Here is a 21,036-nt window from a genome sequence, read left to right as displayed (position 1 = left end):
TGACTGACTAACTGACGGACTAGGCAACCGGGGATCCGTCTGGCCGGGGACGGGTCGCCAGTCCTCCCCGATACCCCCAGGCAGGTGCTCTTTATGCCTCTTGCATCGCACGGACATGGTCGTCTCCTGGGTCACGAGACAGAGGGACTCACGCTGATCCGGCAGGAGGCTAGCGGCGAGCGCAGGTTTGAGGTCTCCGGGCTCGTGCAGCAGGGCAAAATCATCCTCGGGATCGATGAAGATGTCGAGGAAGGCGACTTGATCGAAAAGACTCTTCCTAATGGCAAGAAGCAGGCTTTTCGAGTCCTTGAAGCTATCTACCACAACCCTGCTGGCTTCCCTGACTACATGTACCACATAGAAGCCCGAGTGGAATCGGCGAAGGTGAAGCCGCCAGTTGCGCCCCGACAGGTCGCGATTTCGGGCTTGCATCCGAAGGTGTCGGCGGCTGCCGGGGCGCTTTTTGCTGATGGCCACTTCAGTAAGGCTGTGCAAGCTGCATTTCAGGCCGTGGAACACGAAGTGCAAGTGAGGACCGGCCTGTCGGACTCTGGTGCACCTTTGATGAACAAGGTGTTCAGCCCCAAAGCTCCACTAATTGACGTTGCCCGCCTCCCTGGCCGCAATGGCGAAGATGAGCGAGAAGGTTTCCATCGCTTGTTTGCTGGCGCCATGCTCGGGGTGCGCAACCCTCGTTCCCATGGCGGCCCGGTGCCTGATACAGCGGAAGAGGCGTTGGAGTACCTTGCGCTCGCAAGCGCTCTCATGCGTCGTCTTTGAGGACCGGTCGTGGAGGAAAGATGCCATCCATTGCGATAGCTCCTTCCTCTATTACGGGGCGGATCTGCTGGCGGTAAACTTTCTCTGTGACCGTCGTTCCGTTATGACCAACCAGACGAGAGATGTGTTCTAGGGGAACGCCGCTGTCGGATAGCAGCGAAACGAAACTGTGCCGCATCTCCCGCGGAGTCCACTCGGACGCCGTGAGGTCCGCGCGCGTGACTACCCGGCGGAACTCCCGGCGGACGTTTCCCGCGCTGAGTTGTCCGCCGGTACGCGTGGCAAACACGAGGCCGCTGCGTCGGTCCGGTTGCGTCATCTCCCAGAGATCCTGGAGGGCGGCCACGCAGCGCCGAGGAAGTTTGAGTGTTCGGCGGGACTTAGCTGTTTTGGTGTCGCCACCTCTGCGGACGGAGCGCCAGACGTGCATGGCGAACTCTTCGTGCTCCCAGCGGCCGGCGGCCACCGGGCGCCACTCTTGGAGGCCTTCGTCGTACGCCACGACGTGCGGCCAGGTGAGCCCGCGGAGTTCCTCCGTCCGGGCGCCGGTCAACAGCGACAGAACGACGTAGGCGCGAAGCCATGGCCGCGCGGTCTCAGCGGCGTCCAACACCGACTCGGCCTGTTCGAGGGTCAGTGACTTGGAAGGGCGGCCGGGGCGGCCATTAGGAAGCTCGCACAGCAGGACGACGTTTCGCTTCACCTTGTCTCGTGCTTGCGCGCGTGCCACCGAGCGTTTGAGGATGGAGCGTAGTTCTTGCAGGGTTCGGGTGCTGACCTCCTTGGCTTTCCGGTTCAGCCAAGTGTCAACGTCGTCAGCGGACAACTCGCGGAGTTTGCGAGCGCCCAACTCCGGAACGATGTGCTTATTAGCGAGAATGCGCTTCGTCGTGACGGTACTGGCATCCCGTCCGCTTAGCCCGTAGTCGAGCCAGTTCTCGACGGCTTGAGCGACCGTGTATTTGCCGTCTTCACTCGGTAGTCCGTCGGCGCGGTCGCGTAGCTTCTCGTGAAGCTTCTTGAGCGCCCGGCTTTTGCTTCTGTCGCTGGCCGAACGGACGATGCGCTTTCCCTGCGGCGTGTAGCCGATGGTGACTTCTGCGATCCACCGTTGGCGCTTTTCGCTCCAGCGGAGCCCGCCGTCACCGCGCGGTCGGCGCTTTGCGTCGTCGCCGTTGGTCATCGTTGGGTGTCCTCGCTTTCCGGGGTGTCTTCGGTCATGGAGTCGAGCCAGGCGTTGTATTGGGTGCGGTGGATGCGCTGAACGCCGTCGGGGCAGGTTTCGGCGGCGGGTGCGTGTCCGCGGCTGGCCCAGTTGGTCAGCTCGCGCGGGGTGATGCGCAAGGCTTCACAGATCTCTGGAACGGTGATCCACCATTGCGGCGGGTAGAGCGGGGTGGTCATCATGCTGCCTTCCGGGGAGTGGGCGGGGGTTGCGGATCCCGGCAGCCAGGCCGGATCGGATGGTGCCGAATGCCTCGCCGGGCGTCACGGCGTTGGGGCCGGTGCCGAAGTGGGCGGTGGCGGCGTCATGGAGAGTGGTGAAGGCGATCCCTTCCGGCAGCACGCCCGCACCGACGAGGCGTCCGAGGTTGTAGGCGGCTTTGTTGAGTGCGTGGTTGCGGCCACCGGGCGCGGCGGCCCGGACACGCTGTCCCTCCCCCTGGAGTGCAGCCCGGACGTAGGCAGAAGCGTCACTGACGCGCCCGGCGGGTTGGGGATGCACTCCAGGGGAGGAGACGGCGCGGCGGGCGCTCAGAAGCCCTGACAGCCACTCGGGAAGTGGGGCCGGGGGGACGTCGGTCACCACACGGTAGGGGCTGCCCTGCACGGTGCTGGGCGGGGCGAGGACGTACCCGCCGCCGCCGCGCGTGTCGATCAGCCATCCCAGGCCGGTGCGGTGACGGCCGGTGGTGTTGCGCAGCGTCGGCGCCAGTCCGGGCGGCGGGACGAAGTACAGGTGCAACCCGCCTGACGGAGTGGCCACGGTGTACGTGTCGGTGGGGAAGGGCTGTCTGGCTCGCTCGCACAGCGCGGCGAACACGTCGGCGCCGTCGCTGATGCCGGGCTCACTGTCCCAGGGCGCCGGCGGGCGCTCACCGGGTTTGGGGGTGTCCAGGTCGATGACGAGCAGACCGGACGGGCCGCATGCGATGCCGAGGTTGTACGGCCCGGCGGACCAGCAGCGGCGGATACGGGCCGGGTCGGTGGTGGCGCGGTTCTCCCAGTCGGCCACCGGGGGCTTCTTGGTGTCGGGGCGTTGCAGCGGGAAGACGTGCCAGCCGCGCGCGGCGTAGTCGAGCGCGGCCGACAGCAGCGCCAGGGGGTGCGGGACGCTCATGCCGCCGCCTCGCTCTCCAACAGGGCGATGTACTCGGCGATGGCGGTACCGGGGATGCGGCGGGCACGGCCGACGGTGACCGACCGCAGCCGCCCGGCGCGCAGTTCCTCAAAGATGACGCTTCGCGAGAGCGCCAGCAGGGTCATGGCCTCTTCGACCTTGAACAGTCGCAAGGTTGCCGGGATGGGCAGGGACTCAGCGGTCATGATGGGTGATGCCTCTCGGTAGAGGGGTGCGGCCCCGGCGGGGTTGCTTGGCGGTGAGTCCGCCGGGGCCGCTCGGACGGTCAGGGGGTCTACGCGCTACGTGCGAGGTCAGGTGCCGGTCTGGGGTCTACGAGGGGGGTCTACGGATAGCGGGTCGGGCGGCTACGGGTAGCCCCGGTTGCGCCGCTTCTAGTGGCGCCCGGCGGGGGGTCGGAACCGGCGTTTCGAGCGGTTTTCGCGGGGTGTGGCGGGACGGCTGCTAGCTGCTAGTGCGCTGGTCAACGCCGGATGAGCCGCTAGCGGGGCTGCTAGCGCTAGCGGTGGGGGCCGCTAGCGCTAGCGGTCATGCGACGGCCCGTCCGGTGCGCGTCAGGCACGGGCCGCACAGCCCGAACGTCAGCAGCAGCGGCCCGGACTGGGCGACGGTCGGGTGGATCGGGTCGGCGGTGCGGCGGCACCGGTCGCAGACGGCGTCTTCGGTCGGGTCGGGGGTGAGGGTGGACACGCAGCCGGAGCAGACCAGGCGGCCGGGCGCCCACACGGCGGAGTGGATCACGCGGGGCGCGGTGCCGATGTGCGGGCACATTTGGCCGCGCCCGGACAGCAGCGCGGTGCGCAGGTTCGCCAGCTGGCGGGAGACCCACGGGTCGGCCGGGCGGGCGGTGCGGCCACCGTGTGCGGTCAAGGCGGTCAGACAGCGGCGGGCGTCGTTGGCAGCGGCGTTGTACTGGTCCCGGTGCGCTGAGCGCGCGGCGCCAGTGGCGCGGTTCATCATCACGTCACTCCGATCAATGGGGCGGTTGAAGACGGGGAGGGGGACAGCGGGGACAGGGCCGGTTGCGGGGTGTCTCCGGAAAACCGGCCGGTGACCTGGGGCGGGGACACGGGGACAGCGGGGACAGCTTTGGACCCCCACGGGGCCCGACGCGTCGGGCGCGGCCTCACGCGACGGGCGTTCATGCGGCCTGCCCGTCGGTGGGGGCGAAGTAGCGGCCTCGCCCGTCGGTGTCGAGCTGGCCCTTGTCCGCCATCCGGGCGACGGTCTTCTTGACCAGGCTGTAGCTCAGGCCGGTACCGTCGCTGATCTGCTTGGGCCCTTCCCCCTCGTTGCTGCGCAGGTGCGCCAGGATCGTCGCGGCGGTATCGGAGATGCCCAGTTCGCCGGCGGGTTTGTCGAGCATCTGCCAGGTGCCCAGGTCGGGGCGGAACGCCATGGCGTACTGGGCTTCATCGACGTCCCGGCCGACCACGTGAAGCACGCCGTCCGCCTCGCCGCGGGTGCGGCGCAACACGAGGGTGGCGTCAGCGGCACCGGCCAGCCCGTTGGTTCCCGACACGTCGGTGAGGAAGTCGTCACTGGTCATCTTGCGGGTGTGGTGGATCAGCACGACCGCGACGCCGTAGTGGTCGGCTACCGCCTTAATCCGGCTCATGGACAGGTAGTCGGCGTCATAGGCCGACATGCCGGGCGCCACGGTGCCGCGCACCTTGGCGAACACGTCCACGATCACCAGTCGCGCAGACGGGTGGTCCTCCAGCCATGCGGCCAACTGGGCATCACCGCCACTGGTGAGCGCGGGCCACTCGATAGCGAACGACAGCGCGTCCGGCCAGACGTCGCGGTCGGCCAGCACCTTGGACAGGCGCGATTGCAGGCGGCGGCCGGTGTCCTCTAGTGCCAGGTACAGCACCGGTCCGGCGTCCACCTCGATGGCACCGAGTGCCTTGCCGCCGGTGGCGACCGCGACGGCCAGCGCCAGGGCGAGCCAGGACTTGCCGACCTTGGGCGGACCGGCCAGTAGGTTCACACCTTCGGCCAGCACACCGGGGACGGCCCAGCGGGGCGGCGGGAACTCGGCCGACAGCAGTTCGGCGGCCGTCCATGCGATACGCCGGGACGGTCCGCTCGGACGAGCGGCCGACAGATCGGCGGACGGTCCGAGGTTCGGTCCGGGGACTGGTCCGGGGTCGGGTGGTGGACCGTCCGCCGGTCCGTCCGGCATCGCCGCGCCGGACAGCAGCGCGGACGGTCCGGGCGGGCGGCGGTGCCCGTTGGTGCGGGTGGAGTCAGCCAAGACAGACAGTCCTTCCTTGGCACGGGGCGGAACCGGCCGGGCCGGTCCGCGACATGGAGACGGTCAGGGAACGGGGGACACGAGGGACGGGGGCGGCCCGGCCAGCAGGCCGGGGCGTTGCACCATGACCAGCCACCACGCCCCGCGCAGTTCGCGGACCGTGCGCCGTCCGGCGGCCAGCGCCACCACGAGGGCGCCCGTCCCGCTGGCCATGGCCACCGGCCAGCCGAACAGCACCAGCAGCGCCAGCGCGGCCAGGATCACCAGACGGGCGCCGGTCATCGCGCACCGCCCATCGCCCCGGCCAGCGCCGCGCCACCGTCGGTGGACCGGCACCCGATCGCGGCGGAGCGCGGACCGCCCGCCCGCCGGCCGGGCACCGGCCGATGACCCTCGGCGGGCGCGGCCTGGTCACCGTTGCGGGCGGCGGACAGCAGCCCGGCACGGGATCCGAAGTAGTGCGCGGGAAGCGCGTTGCTCACCCCGGCCACCTCGGCGACCGCGCGCAGGCTGAACCCGTCCTCGCCGCGTTCGGCCAGCACCTGCCGGGCGGCGGTCAGAATCCGGGCGACCTTGTCGCCCCGGTCGTAGGTGACCCGCTTGGGGGCGCGCAGCGCCTCTAGCGCGGCCGGGTCGCCCTGGGCGGCGGCCAGCAGTGCCGCGCGGGATCCGAAGTAGTGCTGTGCGAGCGCGGGACTGACCTCGGCGACCTCGGCGACCGCGCGGACGGTGAACCCGTCCTCGCCGTACTCGGCCAGCACCCGCCGGGCGGCGGCAACGATGCGGGTGACCTTGTCCGTGCGGTCGTGCTTGACCTGCTTGGGCGCGCGGAGTTCGGCCAGTGCGGCGGCGGCCAGGTTGTTGACCGAACTGGGCGTGCGGTCCATCACCTCGGCCGTCTGGTCGATCGACAGGCCCTCGACGTAGTGCAGTTCGAGCACCTGCCGGTAGTGCGAGCGCAGCGTGCCCAACTTGCCGCGCAGCGCCTCACCGAGCCCGGCCGCGACCGCCGCGGGCGGCGCCGCCTGGTCGGGGTTGTCGCGCATTTCCTGGCGGAACGCGTCCTCGCTGCGGAAGTACGCCTGACGGCGCACCCAGTACTCCCGGCCGTCCTTGTAGAGCGCGAAGTGGGCCACGCGGCCGAACAGCCAGCGGCGGAACGAGTTCGCCCGGCCGTCGTCGCGCCAGTCGTCCAACTCGGCCAGCGCGTCAGTGAAGATCTCCTGCACCAGGTCTTCGCACTCGGCGGCCGACACACGAGTGCGGCGCTTGCGCACGTACCCGGAGACCTGGTCGAAGTACCGCAGGTACAGCGCGGCGAACGCCTCGCGGTCGCCGTCCTGGAACGCCTTGACGATCGTCTCGTCCGGTAGCCCGTCACCGGGGGGCGAGGTACGGTTGAGCTGCATCGTTGAGTCTCCAAACACTCGATGCTCCGGCCCTGGTGGGTGGCAGCCCGCCGGGGCCTCTTTCGTGGGTGGGGAGCCGGTCAGCCCAGGGCGCCGGCGAACGTCGCGATAGCCGAGATGACCTGATTGACCAGGTCGGCGGCCTTCTCGGGGTGGTTCACGGCGTAGATCGCAACCGCGATTCCCGCGATCACCTGGGGGATCTTGCTGGTCTTCTGCGGAAACATCCGCGCTCCAAACACTCGATGCTTCGGCTCCGGCAGGGGGCCTCGCTATGTCCGCTGAGGTCCGTGCAAGTCCTCAACTGGTGCGCACCAGTCTGGTAACTGGTTCGCACCAGTGTCAACCCCCTGTCCTTGATCGGTTCGGCTGTGTGGACCTCCTGACACTTCGAGGGAACTGCACGGACTACCCGGCTCGGAAGCCAACAGGGGTTAACACGATGGTGTTAACCCCTGTTGCCTGCGGAATCTGTGCGGCATCCTCTTGTTGGAACGCTGGTTTCAACCCCAGGAGTTGAGGACGACGAAGCTTCGGGATGCTCGCGCGGCGCACGGCTGGTCGCAGAGCCGTCTAGTGCGCGAAATAGAATTGTATGCACAAAGGCATTTGCTCAATGTGGCGTCAACTGCAAGCCTTCGCGTGTACGTTTCTGAGTGGGAGAACGGCAAGCGTTCGGTGTCAGAGGAGTATGCGGCGATACTGCGTGCTCTTCTTGGCTGGACCGACGATGAACTATTTGCCGAAAGTGATGGTTCGCTGCAAGTCGATGGATATGACGCGCTCGTGCAACGAATTGATTCAGCTCATGCTCTAGGCGCGTCCATGGTTGACACGTTCCTAGCTCAGACAGAGATCCTTAGGACGCAGGACAGGCAACTCGGTGCCGGCGGCCTCGTGGATCAGATGAACGCCCATCTCTCAACGCTACAAGATGCGCTTACGTTCGCTGTTCTTCCGGCGGCGCGGCAACCTCTGGGGCGGGCTCTGGCCGGTGCCGCAACTCTTGCGGCCTGGCAAGCGCTGGATGTTGGCGCGGCTGACCGTGCATGGCGGCATTATGAACTGGGTAAGCGGGCCGCTCTCGAAGCTGGTGACACGCTCTACCTGGCGCATGCGACGGGTGAGCAAGCCTACGTTCTCTCGGATGCCGGGAAACCTGAGTTGGCCGTTGCGCTTATTCGTCAAGCTCAGCAGGTAGGGGGCAATAAAGTCTCTCCGAGACTAAAGGCGTGGCTGGTGTCCGCCGAGGCTGAACTATGCGCACTTGCCGGAGATGTGGAGTCGGCTAAGAGGGCTCTCGATAAGGCTTCTACCGCCATGCCAGAGACGAGAGACGTTAGAGATCCGGACATGGCAAGCATCTTCCTCAATAGTGCTCACCTAGAGCGGTGGCAGAGCCACACGGCCGCCCTGCTGGGCGAGGAACATGCTGTCAGCAGCATCTACGAGGTACTAGAAGGTATGGATCCGACGTTTGCCCGTGCCCGTGCCGGGCTGCATTGCGACCTGGCGCACGCGCATCTGTCGCGCGGCGAATACGGCGACGCAAAAGAGCAGATTCGAGCCGCACGTTTGATTGCAAACAGGACGGGATCGGTTCGCTTCCGGCGCAGGATTGGCCAGTTGTCTAGGTCCGTCACTGAGAGTGGCTAGCTTGCGGCCTTTCGGGTGGCGAGGATATGAAGCAAGGCCACGAGCGTCCCCGAACCGAGCAATTCGCCCCGGCGCATCATTTCGGGTACGTCAGCCAATGGTATCCAGGCTACTTCGCCAGCTTCTTCAATATCCACCGGCTCGTTTACCTTCGTTGCTCCGTTTCCGACAAAGATTTCATGCGGTGAGTCGACCATGCCAATCATGGGCTCAAAGGTCACAATGTGCTCAAGTCTGTGAGGGCGCCATCCCGTCTCTTCCTCGCATTCTCGCAAGGCCGTTTCCTTGGAATCCTCGCCAGACTCGACAATCCCTCCGGGAAGCTCCCAACCCCATTGGTCCGGGACAAAGCGGTATCGCCAGAGCATCAGGACTCGGTTATCGCGGTCAATGACCGCAGCAATAGCCACGCGGTGAAGACGCACAACGTGATGCTCGAAACGATCGACTCCAGGCGGCTCAACGTCAACGAGGGTCAGTTTCACCCAACGATTGTCATAAAGCGTCCGCTCGCCGTGAATGCGCCACGGCTCTAGTTCCTTGCCCTCGTTGGGGGAGCGGCGTAGGGCTTCGCTTACGAAGTAGCCACGTCCATGGCCAACCCTAAGAAGCCCTTCCGAGACAAGGCGGGTGAGGACAAGACGAATCGTTGTCCGTCCGGCGTCCAGTTCCTCAGTCAGCGTCCGCTCAGACGGGAGCTTGTCGCCGGGCTTAAACTTGCCCGAGCTGAGCCATTCTCGGACGGTCTGTTCTACGCGTGTCGTCACGTCCCCCATGGCCACTACCGTCCTTCCGGCTTGTCGAGAGGTGCGCACCAGTGCTGGAGCCCACGTTACAGCGACGTTCATGGGTACCGGTGGTCGCTTCCGGGCCTCAATGTTCCGCCCCGAGCGCCAGCTCTCACGCACGCCGGCGGGCGCCGGTAGCGGGGGACCGGCCGGGGGGCAATGCACCCCTTGGGTTTGGCCTAGTCAGGTTGATGCCTGTTCCGCCGCTACCCGCTACCACGCAGGTCAGAGCAGACGAGCGGGTAGCGTCGGGTTGTGCCATTGGAGATCGGTGCAGGTCAGCGCGGGTAGCGGCGGCGCTACCTCTCGTCGGTGTTCCGCTACCCGGTTTGGGCCGGGGAAGTGGGGTGAGCTAGAGCTGGGCCCACCCCTGCCGCGGACCCCAAACGAGAGAGTCAGGTCGGAAGTCGGAACGTGCCTCTAGAGGCTAGGCAGCAGGTCAGGGGCGAATCTGCCTCTAGAGCTGCCTCTAGGTCTAGAGGTGCCTGCCTCTAGACCTAGAGGAGGTCCATCCCTGTCCCCGCTGTCCCCGTGTCTCCGTCGCAGGCCAGAGACGGGTTTTCCGGAGACAGCTCGAAACCGGCCTTGTCTCCGCTGTCTCCGTCACGGGCCCAGGGGATGTGTCTGCCTGACGGACTGCATGACGATCAACACGTAATCAGGCGGACCGCCATGGACGTCAGCGGACGGTCATCGGGGGAGTGGTGGGCGTTCTGACCTGGATAAACAAACATGAAGATGCTTCACACCGAAGAGGCCACTGGTTCGAACCCAGTATCGCCCACCCTTACTACACAGGCCCTCCCGCATCTCAGCAGCAGGGCCTGAGTGATCAACTGGCAGGACTGTGGGAGATCAGCTCCCTCCCACACAAACGGGACCACAAGAACGCCCCACTCTTGCTCACTCTTCGTAGTCATGCAGCGGGGGGGGACGCCGCCTCATCCCACCCCCCTGACATGACGGGCCGCCAGGCGCTCAAGATCGAGACCGGGACTGAACCCGCCTCTGAGCGCCCTCCAGGAGTCCATTGGGTATGGGAACCGGCGAGTTCCCACTGAGTCGGAGCCGTTCCTGCAGGGAGTTCTCCCAGCGCTTCTGGAGTTTGGCCTTGAGTTCGTCTCGCATGGTGTCCGAGACGTGGGAGTACACGCCGCGGATGCCGGGCACGGTGTGCCCCAGCCGTTCGGCCTGGAGCACCTCCGGAATGGCATCCTCCAGCATCCAGGTCTTGTGACTATGCCGCAGCCCGTGCGGAGTGAGCCCCTCGATGAGCGGCAACCACACCGTCTTCAGTCACCACCCGGATCCCCCCAGGCAGCTGGAACGGCTGCCCGGGGACGGCATCGGGCGATGGTGGAAACGGCATCCCCTGCCATACCGTCGTGTCCGCTTGTCGGCGGCCTGTTCGAGGCGGCGCATCCTCTCGGTGCCGGCGATCGGCCCGGGGGCGATGGAGTTGCAGCGGATGCCGTAGCGGCTCCACTCGAGGGCGAGGTTTCGCATCAGGTGGTCGACACCGGCCTTCGCGGCGCCGACATGCGCCTGGTACGCGAAGGGCACGGACGCCTGCGCTTCGAGTATTTGCCGACATTGGTCTTGGGGATTTCTTCGACGAAGACGATGCGGTCCGGGATCTTCCATCTGGGCAGCGACGCGCCGAGGAAATTGCTCAGCTCGGCGGCGTCCGCGGTGGCCCCGGGCTTGAGCACGACACACGCCAGCGGCCGCTCCGACCATTTGGCCGACGCCACGCCGATCACTGCGGCCTCCGAGATCTACGGATGCGTGAGGAGCTCGTTCTCGATCTCCGCCGAGCCGATCCACTCGCCGCCGGACTTGATCATGTCCTTGGCGCGGTCGACGAGCCAGACCCGCCCGTCCGGGTCGATCTTGGCCACGTCGCCCGTGCGAAGCCAGCCGTCGGGGGTGAACCCGTCGCGGCCCCGGGGGTCGTTGTAGTACCCGGCCGTCACCCAGGGGCCCCGGCACTGCAGCTCGCCGGTGCTCTCCCCGTCCCAGGGGAGCACTTTCCCGGCGTCGTCGGCGATGCGGGCGTCGACGCCGAACATCGTGCGCCCCGCCGACGTGCGCAGCCGCGCATGCTCCTCCTCGGAGCGAGTCCGCTCTTCGCGGCGCAGTGTGCTCACTGGCCCGCTCGCGGAGGTCTCGGTCCTCACCGATCCCGATCGAGTCCCTCGCCATCAGGGACATCTGCTGGAGGAAGATCGACCGGTGGCTGTACACCACGGCCTTCGGGTTTCCGGTGGTTCCGCTGGTGTAGCAGACCGCCGCCGCGTGCCTTTCGTCCACTATGGACAATTCTCCGGCGGACGCCGCGTCCAGCAACGAGTCGTACGCGTGGACGTCGATCCAGCCCAGGTCACCGATACCCGGGTCGCCCGGCTGGGGCCCGTCCCCGTCGAAGAGCACGAGGTGCTTGACGCTGGAAGCCGTCGCCAGCGCCGGGAGCAGGCGAGACAGCAGGGCACGGTCGGCGAAGACGGGACCGGACTCGCCGCCCCGCAGCACCTTGTCGCCAGGGTCGTACCAATCCGGGGCCCACTCCCGGGCCTCATGCAGCGCTCCCGCTCGGGCAGCGGACGTACCTCGGTCGAACCGCCGCAGACCGGCGGCACGTGCGCCTCCCAGGGCCGTTCGTCATGCTCGTCCGTCGACGTCAGGGACCCGGGGCGCCCGTCAGAGCGTGGCCCGCCAGTCGGCGCTCAGGGTAGCCAGCTCCCGCTCGTACGCCTCCGCGCTGCGGAGCTTGACGTCCTCGTAGCCGCGCAGTTGGTCGGGCAGAGCCGCGATCCGCGTGGCGAGGCTGTAGTTCGTGCTCGACAGTCCGTCGGTGAGCCGGCCGACCAGCTCGACGTAGTCGGCGAGGACACGGCGCTCGAGACGTCGTACGGCGGTATGGGCGAACGGGTCATACCAATGACCGCGTAGGAACTTCAGACTCGCGAGGGCGCGCAGGACCGGCCGCGAGGACGGCCCGAGCTGCAGCTTCCTGCCCATCCCGAGCGCACGGAGCGTGGGCGGGTGGAGATTGAACGCTGCTCGCCCGGACCCGCCCTCCGCGCGGACCGACGCGAGGAACTCCGGCGCAGTGAGCAGCCGGGCTACCTCGTACTCGTCTTTGTAAGCGGTCAGCTTGTAGAGGTGGCGTGCCACCTGCTCGCTGAGGGCACTGCCGTCGCCGAGCTTTCGCTCCTTGGCCCAGACGGTCGAGACGCGGCCGACGTACTCGACGGCGAGCTTCGGGCCCTGGTAGGCCTCCAGGCGCGCGGCCCGGTCCACGACGATCCGGCGGGCTTCGCCTGTGAACCCGGACGCGTCGATGTGCTGCGCCACCCGAGCGCTCGGTGTCCGGGGCACGCCGGGCGACGGGACAGGGGCGTTGGTGGGGTCGGCCGCGATGGCGCGTCCCCAGCGGAAGGCGCTGATGTTCGCCGCGACCGCGACGCCGTTGAGCGTGATCGCATCCTCGATGGCCTGCGCCGGGATCGGGAGCCGGCCGGTCTGGTAGGCGGCACCGACCAGCAGCAGATTCGCGGACTGGATGGACCCGAAGAGGGTCTCGCAGATCTTGAGGGCGTCCACACGGACCAGGTCGGTGTCGGGTCCTGCGAGCCTGTCGAGGAGAGTGTCGGTGCCGGGGTAGGCGACCGATGCGTCCGCCACCATGTCGCCCGTCGGGGTGATGCTGGTGGAGGCGACGATCGTTGTGCGGCCCGGCGCCACCCGACTTGCGTTCTTCTCCTCGGCCGCGACCAGGAGGTCGAAGGCGAGGAACAGGTCAGCGGCGCCCTCGCCGACCCGGTTCGACGCCGCGTCGCCTCGTTGCACGAGACGCAGGTGGGAGACGACGGGTCCCGCCTTCTGGCTGAGTCCGGTCTGGTCGAGCCCCACGACCTCGTAGCCGGCGGTCAGTGCGGCGGTCGCGATGATCTGGTTGACCGTGACGATGCCGGTCCCGCCGATCCCGGCCATGAAGACGTCGGTGCCGGCCCGCTCGATGCTCACATCGGGGGCCGCGGGTGGCTTCGGCAGCTTCCGCTTGGTGCGCGGACTCTTCCGCCGACCCGAGTCCGTGACGGTGACGAAGCTCGGGCAGTCTCCCGCGAGGCAGCTGTAATCGGTGTTGCAGCTGGTCTGGTCGATGCGGGTCTTGCGCCCGAGGTCCGTGTCGATCGGCTGTACCGAGAGGCAGTTGCTCTTGACCCCGCAGTCGCCGCAGCCTTCGCAGACCTCCTGGTTGATGACGACCCTGCTCGGACGGGGCGAAAGCTTCCCACGCTTGCGGAGCCGCCGGGCGTTCGCCGCGCACTGCTGGTCGTAGACGAGGACGGTGACGCCGTCGACCTCCCGCAGAATGCGCTGCGCCTCGTCGAGCCGCTCGCGCGGCCAGACCACCGCGTTCCTCGGCATCTTGATCCGTCGATACCGCTCGGGCTCGTCGGCGCAGACGATGATCCGGACCACCCCCTCGGCCAGGAGCTTGCGGGCGAGGGCGGGGACCGGCAGGCCGGCCTGGGGGTCCTGTGCCCCGGTCATGGCGACCGCAGAGTTGTAGAGCACCTTGTAGGTGATGTTGACGCCGGCCGCGACCGCGGCCTGGACGGCGAGCTGGCCGGAGTGGAAGAAGGTGCCGTCGCCGACGTTCTGGAAGATGTGGCGGTGTGAGCTCCAGGCCGCCTGCCCGATCCACTGGGCTCCTTCGCCGCCCATCTGGGTCCATCCGGTGATCGCCGAGTCCTGGCGGGCCGAGACCGAGGCCAGCGTATGGCAGCCGATGCCACCGCCCGCGATCGATCCGTCGGGCACCACCGTCGACGAGTTGTGCGGGCAGCCAGAGCAGAAGTACGGCGTGCGCTGGACCGGCAGCAGCCCGAGCCGGCGGCGCTGGTAGGGAGGCCGCCGGAGCGCGATGCCGCCGCCGAAGGCCCGTCTGATCGGGTCGTGCAGCCGCTCGGGCAGCAGCTCGCCGTCGCCCGGCACGAGGGCGGCGCCCTGGGCGTCCCGCTTCCCTAGCACGGTCGGGCGGTGCTCCAGCGAGTACAGGATGTCCTTGACCTGGCGCTCGATGACCGGAGCCTTCTCCTCGACCACCAAAATGGTGTCGAGTCCCTCGGCGAAGGCCCGGATCCGACCACGGTCGAGGGGGTACGGTGCGGCGACCCCGGCAATGCTGATCCCCGCGGTGGCGACGGCGCCGGGGTCGAGGCCGAGGTCCTGGAAAGCCTGGACGGCGGCGTCCACGGCGACTCCGCTCCCGATGACGCCGAACCGAGGACGTGGGGTCGCCGACCGCACCCGGTCGAGATCGTTGGCGGCCAGGAAGGCCTCCACGGCCGCCCACCGGGGTCCGGTGAGCTCGGCCTCGACACGCAGGCTCTCGCCCGGAGTGTGCACGGGCTGCTGCGCATACACCCAGGGGCGCCCTCTCCACATGACCTCGGGGTGATCGAACTCGACGGCCTGGAAGTCGTGGGCGACGGTCCACACTCCGTCCGCGACGTCGCTCAGGACCTTCACACCGACCCAACATCCGGTGAATCGGGAGAGCTCGACGGCAGCCAGCGTGTGGAGGACGACCTCCGTGCCGTTGCGTGGCGTGAAGAACGGCATGTTGAGCGCGGCTAGGGTCGCGTCACTGGCGTACGGCAGGGTCGACGACTTCGATGACGGATCGTCGCCCACGAACGCGACGACCCCTCCGCGCGGGTCGGGGCCGTACATGGTGGCATGTCGGATGGCGTCCGATGCCCGGTCGAGGCCGGGGCCCTTCCCGTACCAGACGCCGACCACCCCGTCCACGGTGCGCTCGTCGTCCGGGAGTTGCATCTGAGTGCCCCAGACGGCGGTGGCGGCGAGTTCCTCGTTGACCCCCGGGCTCAGGTGCACCTGGTGGTCCTCGCGCAGGCCCGGGATCGATGCGAGCAGGCTGTCGAGCCCGCCGAGGGGAGACCCTTGATAGCCCGACACGAAGACCGAGGTGTTCCGGCCACGTGCGACGTCGCGTGCGTGCTGCTCGATCAGAGCCCGCGCGATCGCCTGGACCCCCGTGAGGAGGACGCGCTCGTCGCCGACCTCGTACTTCGCCTCCAGCCGGTAGTCGCCGGTCGTCTCGGCGGTCTCGCTCAGCGCGCCTGTGGTCATGGGGCCGTCCTCCGGTCGCGTCAGGAGGATCCGGTGGGACGGATCCTGTCGATTTCACCAATTGTCAGGAGTGGAGTGGTGGAGATCTACGGGTGAGCGACGAAATCGCTTACCATCCGAGGATGCTCGATCGTGAAATCCACGAAGGCGGAGAGGTCGAGATCCACGATCTGTGCCGACGCGTGCTCGGGACCATGGACCAGCTCGTGAACCGGGCCGTCGACCGGATCCGCGAGGAGCTCCCCGACTACGAGTCCGTCCCCGAGTCGGAGCACTGGGCCGATGTGCACGAACAGCTCACGCGGCGTGTGCGGGCGCTGGACGAGGACCTCGTTCCAGGGGAACGCGATCTCGCGTCGGCGGCGGATCTGGCCCGCAGCCGGGCGCGTCAGCGGGTACCGATCTCGACGCTCATCGACGCCTTCCACATCGGGGACAGCGAGGTCTGGCGGGCGCTGGTCGCCGCCTCGACCGCGCGCGACGCTCCGTACTTGCCGCACCTGGCGAGCCGGATGATGGACTCGATCCACGCGCTCTCTGCCGCGCTGGCCTCCGCCCACTCGGAGGTCACGCAGACGATGCAGGGCCACCACATCACCTTGGCGCATCGCCTGGTGGAGTTGCTCGCCCTCGGCGGCCACGAACGCGAGCTTCACGCCGTGGCGCAGGCACTCGGTCTGTCCCCGACCAGCAGCTGGCAGGCGTTCCTCTGGGCGCCGCCGCGACCCGCGGACGACCTCAGCTTCGGGCTCCAGCAACGCATCGGCCGCCTCGGTGCCCACGTCATCTGCGCGGCGCGGGAGCAGCAGCTGGTGATCGTCGCAGACCGTGCCTCCGCGGAGGCCGTCCGCCGCTTCGTCGACGAGGAACTCCAGGGCGGACGGATCGGTATCGGCGTCCTGCGGCCGGGTCTGGCGGGTGCGTCCGAGAGCCTCGAAGATGCTCGGCTGGTTCTGAACGCGACCGCCCCCGGACGGACGACGCGGGAGTTCGCGGAGGGGTGGGTCGAGGCCTGCGTCCTGGCGCACAGCCGTCGACTCGGGCCGCTCCTGGATGGGGCGATCCAGGTGGCGCGCGAGCAACCGCATCTCGCCGACGCCGTTGAGGCGAGCTACCTGAGCTCGATGTCGCTGACCGACGCGGCCGCGCGGCTGCACCTGCACGCCAACAGCGTGACCTACCGACTCGCCCGGTGGCGCGAGCTCACCGGGCTCGATCCGCGCAGCGTTCCAACACTCGTCCAGTCCTGGTTGGCCGTTCATGAAGCGAGACGATTCGGCACGAACGGCTAAGCCAGCGCGCATCGACCGTGGTCGAACATCGCTCGAACTTGCTGACACATTCGGCCGAGCGCGTGATGGCGGTCATGGCCTGGCCGGCCCCAAACGACCACCGGCTGCGAGAGAGCAGTCAACTTGGTACTTCTATCGTCGGCGGTCAAAGCAGTGTCACCACTTGACAGGTGCTGGGAAAACTGAAACCGGCGGTGTTGCGGCTCACCGTGCAGTGGAGACGTTAGACGATGCAGAGGGTCGCTTCTGGTGGTGATCTGATGGTAGAGCGTGACACGTCGGCCGGGCGGGACCGGCATCGCACGGCCGGCAGGGATGAGACACAGGCCGTTGCCGCTCGACTGTTCGGTGAGTTGGGCTATGACGAAGTGTCCATCCACATGGTCGCCGACGCTGTCGGCGTCGCCCCGGAAACGCTTGTTGATCTATACGGAGGTAAGCAGGGCCTGTATTTCGGGGTCATGGAGGCGTCGGCGCTGGAGTGGCGAGAGCAGTTGGACCTGCTGCTGGTGAAAGATTACACGCCTGACGCCGATGGCCTGATCCGGGTCGGGGATCTGTATCTAGATTACTGTCTCGAGCATCCGGAAATATCCAGGATACTAATTCATCGCTGGATGTCCGATGCTAGCGACTTCACCGATGTGGAGCATGACATAGTCGTCCCCTTGATTGAGAAGTCGATCGATCTGGTTCGCGGTGCAGCCGAGCCAGGCGTCGACGCAGAGGCGGCGACATGGACGTTTCTCTGGATGATACACGGCTATCTACAATCAGGTTACCTGGACAGAAACGGCCGAAAGATTCCCCCGACCAATCCCAAGGCGCTGGGCCGGTTTCGTGATCATATGCATTGGCTTACGAGGAAGATTACTGGCGCCGAATAACGGTGGTGCCTTCGTGGAGCACGATGTCAAAATCGGTCGCTGATCGTTGAACGTGATGTTCTATGATCAACGGGACGACGTGCAGGTTGCGGTCGATCGCGTGCACCTGGTCCGACAGCACCGCTCTGTACGAGTCGAAAACCTCCGTCGACGGCGGCCGCGCGCTCGCCTACGTGCAGGTCGGCGGCAACCCCAGCCCGTGGAAACTGGACCTCAAGACCGGCCGACGCACACGGCTGACCCACAACGCCGACTGGCAGGAGGACCACGGCGACTCACCGGACGGCCGGTGGTCGGTGACGACCATCGACTCGCGCGGGTCGCATTACCTGGACTACCTGTCGCTGATGCCCTACCGCAGCTTCTTCGACGCCTGGGAGATCAGCCCGGTCGCCATCATCGCCGTGGGCGGAGCCCAGCGGCGCGTATGCGCGCAGTTCTCTCCGCCGGCGGGGGGACGTTGATGGGCCAGGATCTGCACCCCTACGACGGCGGCGACGTCCGCCCGTCCGGGAACTACCAGGGCTGGTCGATGTGGACGTCAGCACCCACCCACGAGCGATACCAGGCGCCCTCAGCGCCAAGCAGAACATCACCCTCAAGGGCCTGCACTTGGGCACGGTCACTCTGCACTACGACCAGAATTTCCTGACCAAGACCGCCCGAAGACGGTCGACAGCCCGCCGACCACTGCGCCGCCGCCACGACCGGCGCCAACGGCATCGCCGTCCTGCACGTCAGCCGGAATCGGGGTGACTCCTTGCGCTCGCTCGCCGCGTTCCTCCCCAGGGCCGGGCTCGGCTTGCGCTTGGCCTTGAACCTGGACGGCGAACCGGTCGCCTGCCAGAAGGTGAAGGCACGCGGATACACGCGGGACTTTTGCGGGCGCTACGAAACGGCCGTGCACCACGGTCAACTCCTGTTGCTGCGGCCACTGGTCGACTTCCGGCGCCCGCCCCCGCCAATGGCCTTGGTAGCCGTTCTGCGCTGACTATGGGCGACCAGTTTCTGTGTCATTTCGTGCACGAGCTAATGTATGGGGCATTAAAGTATATGGCGCCTATCGTCGGACGACGATTAAACGGGGATGCGGTGGCAGCGGTGGTGCGGCTTGATCCTTGCGCACTCGACGTTGTCTCCCTTGGGCGACGCGACGCGACGCGACGCGGGGCCTCTGGGGGTAGGTCGGGCATGGTGGGTGGCGTCGATGGCCAGGAATAGGTCGGCCTTGACGAGGTAGACGCAGTCGGCGCCGAGGCTGATGCGGCCTTGCGCGGCGGCCACGACATCGATTCGCGGCTGATCGGGGAATTGCCGCTGGGTGGACCCGCACGTAAGCGGCGCGGCCGTGGTGGGGCGCCCCGATGCGCACTCCGACGGGATGCCCGTCGCCTACGTGACCATTTCCGGGCAGCTATGAAGGTTGTGCTTGAGGAGGTCGGTCGACGCGGTTGGTGGATGAGGGGGCGATCGCTGGTCTCCTGGCGGCGCCGGGACGGTGGAGGTCGTTGATCGATCCGGAGCCGCCGCCAGTGCCGGGAGGGGCGCGCGGCGTCGGCTCCGTCTGATCGATCTGATCTTCCATGGCATGGGGAAAGTGATCATCATGATCATAATTCAGTGCATGAAGTCAGACTAAAAGATCGCGGCGATGTCGGTAGGTCGATGGCGGTGAACGCGGCCTTGTCGTGCAGGATCCGGGCGAGGTGGGGGGCGCCTCGATGGTCGGGGCGTGCGTCGCGGCGGCGTGAGACTCTGGGCGACAGTGTGCGCGCCGGCGCCGTGTCCTGCGGTTCGACCCCAAAATCATGCATAACAATCGCAGGAATCTCTTGACCTGGGTGGTGTGCTCGGTATTGCATGACCTCACGTCAGGGAGCGACCCCCCGTCCCACCCCTCAGCTGGAGGTTCGTATGCGGAGAAGCGTGACACTGGCGGTTGCGGCCGGCCTGGCGGGCCTGTCGCTGACCGCCTGCGGGGACGGCTCGTCCACCGAGGACCGGGGCACGGTCACTCTCGCCGTCGCCGCGGCGCCGAAGAAGTGGGATCCGTACACCTTCGACTGGGGGCCGATGTCGCAGGCCGAGCAGGCCGTGTACGACACCCTGATACACACCCGGCCGGATGGGAGCCCGGCGCCGGGTCTCGCCACGTCGTGGAAGTACACCGACCCGACGCATTTCGAGTTGACGCTCCGGCGGGGCGTGCGGTTCAGCGATGGCGAGCCCCTTGACGCGGCGGCCGTGAAGAAGAATCTGGATCGTGCCAAGAAGGTCGTCGGGCCGAAGACGGACCAGCTCGCCGCCGTCAAGAGCGTCCAGGCGCCCGACGCGGACACGGTGAAGATCACCCTCAACGAGCCCTATCCCTCGTTGCCCGCCGCCTTCCAGCAGGTCATGGGCATGGTCGCCAGCCCGAAGGCGCTGGACGCCCCGGAGTCCCTGAACCAGAACCCGGTCGGTGCCGGGCCCTACACGCTGGACGGGTCCAAGACCGTTCCCGGCGACCACTACACCTTCAAGAAGAACCCGCAGTACTGGGACGCCAAGTCGGTCGGCGTCGAGACGCTCGTGCTCAAGGTGATCCCGGACATGACCGCGGCGCTCAGTGCGCTGCGCTCCGGTCAGGTCGACGCGACGCTGGGGAGCGTCAACCAGCTGGACACCGCCAAGACCCTGTCGGACGTCAAGGTCCTGTCGCAGCCGAGCTTCTTCGCCTCGCTCAACCTGCAGGACCGCAACGGCACCCAGGTCAAGGCGCTGAAGGACGTGCGGGTCCGGCAGGCGATCCAGTACGCCGTCGACCGTGCCGCCCTGCAGAAGGTGCTGGGGCCCGGTTCACCGTCCACGCAGCTGTTCCTGCCGGGAACGCCGGGCTTCGACGAGTCCCTGACCAACGCCTACCCGCATGACCCGGCCAAGGCCAAGCAGCTCCTGGCGGCCGCCGGTTACCCGAACGGCTTCGACCTGCCGCTCGTCAACACCGACTACAGCAACTGGAACGACTACGTGCAGGCGGTGTCGAGCCAGCTGAAGGAGGTCGGCATCAACGTGAAGATCAACAACCTGCCGCTCAGCACGTACCTGGAGGCCAAGTTCAAGACCGACAACCCGGCCTACGCCTGGTTCTACAACGCGTCCGACAACTACTTCGACGTCCAGTACGCGCTGCTCAAGAACGCCAAGTACAACCCGTACAAGGTCGAGTCGCCCGAGATCGAGAAGCTTGCCGCGACGGCGGCGACGCAGCAGGGCGGGGAGCAGGCGGCCACGCTGAAGCAGCTGTCGAGGCGGTTCGTGACCGAGTCCCCGATGATCGTCACGAACGTGGTCGACGTCTTCTACTTCTACGACACCAAGAAGATCAAGAAGATGGAGATGACGGCGCTGCAGCCGATGCCCTCGATCAACGCCCTGCAGCCGGCCGGCTGACGGGG

20 protein-coding genes and 1 pseudogene are annotated in these 21,036 nt (G+C 67.2%); 6 read left to right on the top strand and 15 right to left on the bottom strand.

Annotated features, from left to right (window positions below):
• The first annotated feature begins 204 nt into the window (after positions 1-204).
• A complete protein-coding gene (locus K8Z49_RS09090) occupies positions 205-780 on the top strand; it encodes a TIGR02391 family protein (protein ID WP_412518125.1) in 576 nt (191 codons plus the stop codon).
• Here K8Z49_RS09090 and K8Z49_RS09085 read toward each other — a convergent pair.
• From K8Z49_RS09085 to K8Z49_RS09045, 9 genes are all read right to left on the bottom strand, one after another.
• The gene (locus K8Z49_RS09085) at positions 764-1,963 is read right to left on the bottom strand and encodes a tyrosine-type recombinase/integrase (RefSeq protein ID WP_412518123.1); all 1,200 of its coding nucleotides are present in this window, start codon (positions 1,961-1,963) and stop codon (positions 764-766) included. The two genes, K8Z49_RS09090 and K8Z49_RS09085, sit on opposite strands and share 17 nt — an antisense overlap.
• Positions 1,960-2,187 carry an excisionase gene (locus K8Z49_RS09080; RefSeq protein ID WP_412518121.1) on the bottom strand — a complete coding sequence of 76 codons (228 nt, stop codon included), beginning with the start codon at positions 2,185-2,187 and terminating at the stop codon, positions 1,960-1,962. The genes K8Z49_RS09085 and K8Z49_RS09080 overlap by 4 nt, the downstream gene beginning before the upstream one ends.
• Complete coding sequence (locus K8Z49_RS09075) at positions 2,129-3,121, bottom strand: bifunctional DNA primase/polymerase (protein WP_412518119.1); 993 nt, start codon at positions 3,119-3,121, stop codon at positions 2,129-2,131. Before K8Z49_RS09075 ends, K8Z49_RS09080 begins: the two co-directional genes overlap by 59 nt.
• Positions 3,118-3,327, bottom strand: coding sequence for a helix-turn-helix domain-containing protein (locus tag K8Z49_RS09070; protein ID WP_412518117.1), 210 nt, complete (start codon positions 3,325-3,327; stop codon positions 3,118-3,120). Before K8Z49_RS09070 ends, K8Z49_RS09075 begins: the two co-directional genes overlap by 4 nt.
• A 343-nt stretch (positions 3,328-3,670) precedes the next feature.
• On the bottom strand, positions 3,671-4,012 hold the full coding sequence (locus K8Z49_RS09065; protein WP_412518115.1) for a hypothetical protein: 342 nt from the start codon (positions 4,010-4,012) through the stop codon (positions 3,671-3,673).
• Positions 4,013-4,283: 271 nt separating this feature from the next.
• Positions 4,284-5,402, bottom strand: a complete 1,119-nt coding sequence (locus K8Z49_RS09060; protein WP_412518113.1) for an AAA family ATPase — start codon at positions 5,400-5,402, stop codon at positions 4,284-4,286.
• A gap of 63 nt (positions 5,403-5,465) precedes the next feature.
• The gene (locus tag K8Z49_RS09055) at positions 5,466-5,684 is read right to left on the bottom strand and encodes a hypothetical protein (protein WP_412518111.1); all 219 of its coding nucleotides are present in this window, start codon (positions 5,682-5,684) and stop codon (positions 5,466-5,468) included.
• Positions 5,681-6,811 (bottom strand): sigma-70 family RNA polymerase sigma factor, encoded by a 1,131-nt coding sequence (locus K8Z49_RS09050; protein WP_412518109.1) that lies wholly within the window; start codon positions 6,809-6,811, stop codon positions 5,681-5,683. The genes K8Z49_RS09055 and K8Z49_RS09050 overlap by 4 nt, the downstream gene beginning before the upstream one ends.
• Before the next feature lie 80 nt (positions 6,812-6,891).
• A complete protein-coding gene (locus K8Z49_RS09045; protein WP_412518107.1) occupies positions 6,892-7,038 on the bottom strand; it encodes a hypothetical protein in 147 nt (48 codons plus the stop codon).
• Between the two features lie 415 nt (positions 7,039-7,453).
• Here K8Z49_RS09045 and K8Z49_RS09040 point away from each other — a divergent pair, with 415 nt between their 5' ends.
• The gene (locus tag K8Z49_RS09040) at positions 7,454-8,467 is read left to right on the top strand and encodes an XRE family transcriptional regulator (RefSeq protein ID WP_412518105.1); all 1,014 of its coding nucleotides are present in this window, start codon (positions 7,454-7,456) and stop codon (positions 8,465-8,467) included.
• Here K8Z49_RS09040 and K8Z49_RS09035 read toward each other — a convergent pair.
• The 6 genes and pseudogenes from K8Z49_RS09035 to K8Z49_RS09010 all read right to left on the bottom strand — a co-directional run bounded on the left by K8Z49_RS09035 (position 8,464) and on the right by K8Z49_RS09010 (position 15,420).
• Positions 8,464-9,243: a GntR family transcriptional regulator gene (locus tag K8Z49_RS09035; protein WP_412518103.1), complete on the bottom strand. Its 780-nt coding sequence runs from the start codon at positions 9,241-9,243 to the stop codon at positions 8,464-8,466. The two genes, K8Z49_RS09040 and K8Z49_RS09035, sit on opposite strands and share 4 nt — an antisense overlap.
• Before the next feature lie 1,308 nt (positions 9,244-10,551).
• On the bottom strand, positions 10,552-10,761 hold the full coding sequence (locus tag K8Z49_RS09030) for a hypothetical protein (protein ID WP_412521025.1): 210 nt from the start codon (positions 10,759-10,761) through the stop codon (positions 10,552-10,554).
• Positions 10,761-11,033, bottom strand: coding sequence for an AMP-binding enzyme (locus K8Z49_RS09025; RefSeq protein ID WP_412521023.1), 273 nt, complete (start codon positions 11,031-11,033; stop codon positions 10,761-10,763). The genes K8Z49_RS09030 and K8Z49_RS09025 overlap by 1 nt, the downstream gene beginning before the upstream one ends.
• Complete coding sequence (locus tag K8Z49_RS09020) at positions 11,034-11,435, bottom strand: AMP-binding protein (RefSeq protein ID WP_412518101.1); 402 nt, start codon at positions 11,433-11,435, stop codon at positions 11,034-11,036.
• A 40-nt stretch (positions 11,436-11,475) separates the two neighbouring features.
• Positions 11,476-11,787: pseudogene (locus K8Z49_RS09015) on the bottom strand (AMP-binding protein); the annotation flags it as partial.
• 168 nt (positions 11,788-11,955) lie between these two features.
• Complete coding sequence (locus tag K8Z49_RS09010; protein ID WP_412518099.1) at positions 11,956-15,420, bottom strand: indolepyruvate ferredoxin oxidoreductase family protein; 3,465 nt, start codon at positions 15,418-15,420, stop codon at positions 11,956-11,958.
• Between the two features lie 122 nt (positions 15,421-15,542).
• Between K8Z49_RS09010 and K8Z49_RS09005 the strand changes: the two genes are divergently transcribed.
• From K8Z49_RS09005 to K8Z49_RS08990, 4 genes are all read left to right on the top strand, one after another.
• Positions 15,543-16,712, top strand: a complete 1,170-nt coding sequence (locus K8Z49_RS09005; protein ID WP_412518097.1) for a helix-turn-helix domain-containing protein — start codon at positions 15,543-15,545, stop codon at positions 16,710-16,712.
• Between the two features lie 230 nt (positions 16,713-16,942).
• Positions 16,943-17,599: a TetR/AcrR family transcriptional regulator gene (locus K8Z49_RS09000; protein ID WP_083597791.1), complete on the top strand. Its 657-nt coding sequence runs from the start codon at positions 16,943-16,945 to the stop codon at positions 17,597-17,599.
• Between the two features lie 62 nt (positions 17,600-17,661).
• Positions 17,662-18,063, top strand: coding sequence for a hypothetical protein (locus K8Z49_RS08995; RefSeq protein WP_412518095.1), 402 nt, complete (start codon positions 17,662-17,664; stop codon positions 18,061-18,063).
• A 1,462-nt stretch (positions 18,064-19,525) separates the two neighbouring features.
• Positions 19,526-21,031: an ABC transporter substrate-binding protein gene (locus tag K8Z49_RS08990; RefSeq protein WP_412518093.1), complete on the top strand. Its 1,506-nt coding sequence runs from the start codon at positions 19,526-19,528 to the stop codon at positions 21,029-21,031.
• The last annotated feature ends 5 nt before the right edge of the window (positions 21,032-21,036 follow it).

This window comes from Actinomadura madurae, from assembly GCF_047130825.1.
Classification (GTDB): Bacteria; Actinomycetota; Actinomycetes; order Streptosporangiales; family Streptosporangiaceae; genus Spirillospora; species Spirillospora madurae.
The sequence above is the reverse complement of the archived record's forward strand: the minus strand, read 5'-3'. Positions and strand labels throughout refer to the sequence as shown.

Excerpts from the sequence above, each read along its gene's own strand:
- K8Z49_RS09085 (WP_412518123.1), bottom strand. The coding sequence starts at position 1,963 with ATGACCAACGGCGACGACGCAAAGCGCCGACCGCGCGGTGACGGCGGG.
- K8Z49_RS09080 (WP_412518121.1), bottom strand. The coding sequence starts at position 2,187 with ATGATGACCACCCCGCTCTACCCGCCGCAATGGTGGATCACCGTTCCA.
- K8Z49_RS09075 (WP_412518119.1), bottom strand. The coding sequence starts at position 3,121 with ATGAGCGTCCCGCACCCCCTGGCGCTGCTGTCGGCCGCGCTCGACTAC.
- K8Z49_RS09070 (WP_412518117.1), bottom strand. The coding sequence starts at position 3,327 with ATGACCGCTGAGTCCCTGCCCATCCCGGCAACCTTGCGACTGTTCAAG.
- K8Z49_RS09055 (WP_412518111.1), bottom strand. The coding sequence starts at position 5,684 with ATGACCGGCGCCCGTCTGGTGATCCTGGCCGCGCTGGCGCTGCTGGTG.
- K8Z49_RS09050 (WP_412518109.1), bottom strand. The coding sequence starts at position 6,811 with ATGCAGCTCAACCGTACCTCGCCCCCCGGTGACGGGCTACCGGACGAG.
- K8Z49_RS09045 (WP_412518107.1), bottom strand. The coding sequence starts at position 7,038 with ATGTTTCCGCAGAAGACCAGCAAGATCCCCCAGGTGATCGCGGGAATC.
- K8Z49_RS09035 (WP_412518103.1), bottom strand. The coding sequence starts at position 9,243 with ATGGGGGACGTGACGACACGCGTAGAACAGACCGTCCGAGAATGGCTC.
- K8Z49_RS09030 (WP_412521025.1), bottom strand. The coding sequence starts at position 10,761 with ATGCGAAACCTCGCCCTCGAGTGGAGCCGCTACGGCATCCGCTGCAAC.
- K8Z49_RS09010 (WP_412518099.1), bottom strand. The coding sequence starts at position 15,420 with ATGACCACAGGCGCGCTGAGCGAGACCGCCGAGACGACCGGCGACTAC.
- K8Z49_RS09005 (WP_412518097.1), top strand. The coding sequence starts at position 15,543 with ATGCTCGATCGTGAAATCCACGAAGGCGGAGAGGTCGAGATCCACGAT.
- K8Z49_RS09000 (WP_083597791.1), top strand. The coding sequence starts at position 16,943 with ATGCAGAGGGTCGCTTCTGGTGGTGATCTGATGGTAGAGCGTGACACG.
- K8Z49_RS08995 (WP_412518095.1), top strand. The coding sequence starts at position 17,662 with ATGATCAACGGGACGACGTGCAGGTTGCGGTCGATCGCGTGCACCTGG.